5 protein-coding genes and 1 pseudogene are annotated in these 4,453 nt (G+C 63.4%); 2 read left to right on the top strand and 4 right to left on the bottom strand.

The genetic code is table 11. The features are described 5' to 3' along the window. From B3849_RS17285 to nth, 3 genes and pseudogenes are all read right to left on the bottom strand, one after another. Positions 1-188 (bottom strand): annotated as a pseudogene (locus B3849_RS17285) (GNAT family N-acetyltransferase); the annotation flags it as partial. Beyond that, entirely contained in the window at positions 188-1,177 is a 990-nt protein-coding gene (locus B3849_RS17280) for an adenosine kinase (protein WP_037943043.1), read from the bottom strand. The pseudogene B3849_RS17285 and the gene B3849_RS17280, both read right to left, overlap by 1 nt. Further along, on the bottom strand, positions 1,174-1,818 hold the full coding sequence (gene nth, locus B3849_RS17275) for an endonuclease III (protein ID WP_005851129.1): 645 nt from the start codon (positions 1,816-1,818) through the stop codon (positions 1,174-1,176). Before nth ends, B3849_RS17280 begins: the two co-directional genes overlap by 4 nt. Before the next feature lie 140 nt (positions 1,819-1,958). On the opposite strand from nth, the gene B3849_RS17270 reads away from it, so the two are divergent. Next, on the top strand, positions 1,959-2,852 hold the full coding sequence (locus B3849_RS17270) for a bifunctional helix-turn-helix domain-containing protein/methylated-DNA--[protein]-cysteine S-methyltransferase (RefSeq protein WP_278425380.1): 894 nt from the start codon (positions 1,959-1,961) through the stop codon (positions 2,850-2,852). 126 nt (positions 2,853-2,978) lie between these two features. After that, entirely contained in the window at positions 2,979-3,647 is a 669-nt protein-coding gene (locus B3849_RS17265; RefSeq protein WP_005851133.1) for an OmpA family protein, read from the top strand. A 95-nt stretch (positions 3,648-3,742) separates the two neighbouring features. Here the strand turns inward: B3849_RS17265 and B3849_RS17260 are convergent. Continuing rightward, the coding region (locus tag B3849_RS17260; RefSeq protein ID WP_286780471.1) for an NAD(P)/FAD-dependent oxidoreductase at positions 3,743-4,453 on the bottom strand (711 nt) is incomplete at its 5' end.

Genomic DNA, 4,453 nt, shown 5'->3' with positions numbered 1-4,453 from the left:
CACAGCCAATCCTGTCCGACCCGCCGAAAGATATCACGGTACCAGTCCAGTGTCGGGGTCAACGCGCGCAGGGTCACGCCCTCGGGGGCGGGGACATCCCGCAGGGGGGCGGCCTCGCGCATCTCAAGATGTGTGACAACCATCGCCAGTTTGCCAAGCGGTACGTCGTGATATCCGTCGGTCAGCATCAGACCAGCCCTTTTTCCTTGAACAGCTCCATCATCGAGGTCTGCGGGCGCGGGCCAATGTGGCTGATCACCTCGGCTGCGCAGATGTTGCCCATCTTGCCGCATGTCTCGAGGTCACGACCCGTTGCCATGCCATAAAGGAACCCCGCCGCGAATTGATCGCCGGCGCCTGTGGCATCCACGGGGGTCACCTTGGTCACCGGCACGTCGACACGTTCGCCCTTGCGGATCAGCGTCACGCCGTCGCCGGACCGGGTGCAGACGACCGTGTCACAGATCGCCGCCGTGCGGGTCAGCGCGTCTTCCAGATCGTCGGTTTCCCACAAGGCGCGGATCTCGGCTTCGTTGCCGATGACATAGCCTAGATCGTTTTCGATCAGCGCGAGGAAGTCATCCCGGTGGCGTTCGACGCAGAAGGGGTCGGAAATCGCGATCCCCGCCATGCCGCCGCCCGCCGTGGCCGCGCGGGCCGCTTCGCGGAAGGCGGTTTTGCCGGCGTCGTGGTCAAAAAGGTAGCCTTCGAGGAACATCAGCTTGGCGCTGGAGGCCACCGCCTGCGGAACGTCGTCCGAGGTAAGCCCCGTGGAGATCCCAAGATAGGTGTTCAAAGAGCGTTCCCCGTCCGGGGTCACAAAGATCATGCAGCGCGAGGTCGGGTTCTCGCCCCCGGTCACAGGCGCGTTGACAAAATCAATGCCGATGTCTGTCATCGCTTTGGCATAGAACTGCCCCAGATCATCGTCATTCACCCGCCCGATAAAGGCCGTGGGCAAGCCAAGCGCGCCGATGCCCGCAATGGTATTGGCGACCGACCCGCCGGGGGTCTGAAGACGGTCTTGCATCGTCGCATACAGGTTTTCGGCGCGGTCACGCTCGATCAGCTGCATAATGCCTTTCTCGATGCCGTTATCTTGCAGAAACGCGTCATCCGCATGCGAGATCACATCGACAACAGCGTTGCCGATGCCAACCACTTCGTATTGGGTCATTCGGTTTTTTCCTCATAGGGGCAAAGGTCACGGATGATGCAGGTTCTGCATAGGGGTTTGCGTGCTTTGCAATGGTATCGCCCGTGCAGGATCATCCAGTGGTGGGCATGGTGTTGGAAATCGACGGGGATATTATCCTCGATCGCGCGTTCTACTGCATCGACGGTTTTGCCGGGGGCGATGCGTGTGCGATTGCCGACGCGAAAGATATGCGTGTCCACCGCCTGCGCCGGATAGTGCCACCACATATTCAGCACAACATTCGCGGTCTTGCGGCCCACGCCGGGCAACGATTGCAGCGCCGCGCGGCTGTTGGGCACGACCCCGTCATAGTCATCCACCAGAATCTGGCTCAGCTTCATCACGTTCTTGGCCTTCTGGCGGAACAGGCCGATCGTCTTGATGTGTTCGGTCAGCCCCTCCAGCCCGAGGTCCAGCATCTGCTGCGGGTGCTCGACAATCTCGAACAGGGATTTGGTGGCCTTGTTCACGCCCGCATCCGTGGCCTGCGCGCTCAGCGCGACAGCGACCAGCAACGTATAGACGTTGGTGTGATCCAGCTCGCCTTTCGGTTCCGCCTCGGCGTCCTGAAAGCGGGTGAAAATCTCGCGGATCGTGTGATAATCAAGGGTTTTGGCCATGCGCCAAGGGTATGCGTGGTTTCGCCTCTCAGGGCAAGCCGCGCGCGGCGGATTTTACGGGCGTCGCTGCGGCAGGGGGCTGCGTCATTTGGCGCATGTTTCGGGTCGCGCGGGGGCGGGGCCTGCCGTAGTCTGCCCCTATGACACATGCACAGCACACGCCCCAAACCACCGCCCCCGAAGATGCCACCACCGCTGACGGCAGCGCCTATCACTACGGTGTGATGCGGCGGGCGATTGATCTGATCGATGCCGCCGCCGACCCGCTGGCGCTGGATCAGATCGCGGGCGAAATGGGGATGAGCCCGGCGCATTTCCAGCGGCTCTTCTCACAGTGGGTGGGGGTGTCGCCGAAACGCTATCAGCAATATCTGATGCTGGATCACGCCAAATCGCTGCTGCGCGACCGCTTTACCACGCTCGACACGGCGCACGAGCTGGGGCTGTCCGGCTCTGGCCGGCTGCATGACATGTTCCTGCGGTGGGAAGCCATGAGCCCGGGCGATTTCGCCCGCAAGGGCGACGGGCTTGTGATCTCGTGGGGGTGGTTCGACAGCCCTTTTGGCCCGGCACTGGTCATGGGCACGCCACGGGGCATCTGCGGGCTGGCTTTCTCGGCCGAGATGGGCACCGATGCCGCGATGGAGGATTTGTGCCGTCGCTGGCCGGGGGCGACATTCCGCGAGGATCCGGCGGTGCTGCGCGACTGGGTGCAGATTGCCTTTGGCCTACAGGAAGACGGGACCGACAAAGCCCCGATGTATCTGATCGGCGCGCCCTTCCAGATCAAGGTGTGGGAGGCCTTGCTGGCGATCCCGTCGGGTCATGTGACCACCTATTCCGAAATCGCCCAGACCATCGGCACACCCAAAGCGGTCCGCGCTGTGGGCACGGCGGTGGGGCGTAACCCGATCAGCTGGTTGATCCCCTGCCACCGCGCCTTGCGCAAATCCGGGGGGTTAGGGGGCTATCACTGGGGGCTGCCGGTCAAACGCGCCATGCTGGCCTTTGAATCCGCCCGCGTCGACGCGTGAGGGTATCGGCGGGTTGCTGCCTATGGGTTTGAAGCTGCCGGTTCAACGGGAACAAAGGCTGGTGTAAAGCGTTATGTGACGATTGCCTCGCCCGAACGGGGCCACAACTTAAAGGCAGAATAAGATATGACACTTTCGAAAACCTCCATTGCTGTAGCTCTGACAAGCGTTCTGGCGCTGGCTGCTTGTGAACCCGGTCCGATTGGCGGCAACCCCAACGACCCGAACGCCAACACTCGTAACGGTGCGCTGATCGGTGCAGGTACCGGTGCTGTGATCGGTGCGCTGTCCAAAGGCGACGGCAACCGTGCACAAGGTGCCCTGGCCGGTGCGGTCGCTGGCGGTGCATTGGGTGCCGGCTATGGCTATTCGCTGGACAAGCAAGAGGCCGACCTGCGCCGTCAGCTGGATTCCGACGTGATCATCACCAACACAGGTGACCGTCTGATCGTGACCCTGCCGCAGGACATCCTGTTCGCGACAGACAGCACGCAGGTTCAGGCCGGTATGCAAAACGATCTGGCCGCACTGGCGCGGAACGTGAACGTCTACAGCAACTCCACGCTGCAAATCGTCGGTCACACCGATAGCGATGGCGAAGCGTCCTATAACCAGCAGCTGTCGGAAGGCCGTGCGCGTGCCGTTGCGAATGTGCTGGTATCGAACGGCGTTCCCGGCAGCCGCATCCAATCCGTGGGCCGTGGCGAAAGCCAGCCGGTGGCAAGCAACCTGAACGCAGCGGGCAAAGCGCAAAACCGCCGCGTTGAAATCGTGATCCTGCCAAACGCTGCCTAAGCGTTAGCGACATGAACGTGAAAGGGCCTCGGCATCTGCCGGGGCCCTTTTGCGTTTGAGGGATGCCATACGGGGGCTGACGGGCCGCCGCGGCGCTAGAGGTTGTCTTCGACGCGGAACCCATCGGGGATGGTATCGCGCCCGTCCAGCATCAGATCGGCCATGACCTCGGCCACTTTGGGGGCCATGCCGAACCCGATCTTGAACCCGCCATTGGCCACGAACTGCCCCGGAGCGTCGGGCAAGGGCCCCAGCATCGGGGCACGGCTGCGGCTGCGCGGGCGCACGCCGGCCCAGCGGGTGATCACCGGCGCATCACGCAACACGGGCACCGCGGCACGTGCGGCGGCGATCACGTCATCAAGCTGCGCGTCCGTCTCGGTGGGCGAGGTATAGGCGCGCTCTGTCGTTGATCCGATGGCGGTGGTGCCATCGCTATGCGGGATGATATGCACACCGCCCGCGAAAAGCTGTGGCAAGCCGCGCGCGTCATAGTCCAGCAGCGCGGCCTGACCCTTGACGCCTGCGCCGACCAGACGGCTGTGATTGGCGGTCATTTGCGCCAGCCCCGCGACGCCCGTCGCCCACAGCACCTGTCCGCGATCTTCGCCTTCCGCCTGCACCGTCACGCCTTTGGCCGCCAGTGCCCGCACCAGCGCGTCGCAGGCGTGGCGGGGGTGGATCAGACCGCTTAGCGTGTCGTGGATCAGCCAGCCGGTGGGGCTGTCGGGCTGCCACGGCGTGTCACTCGCGCGGATCACGGACCATGTGGCCTGACCCTGCCACAGCGCCTTGGCGGTTTCGGC

Source organism: Sulfitobacter sp. UBA4523, assembly GCF_002388305.1.
GTDB lineage: Bacteria > Pseudomonadota > Alphaproteobacteria > Rhodobacterales > Rhodobacteraceae > Sulfitobacter > Sulfitobacter pontiacus.
Note: the sequence above shows the minus strand (reverse complement) of the source record. Positions and strands in the feature narration are given on the sequence as shown.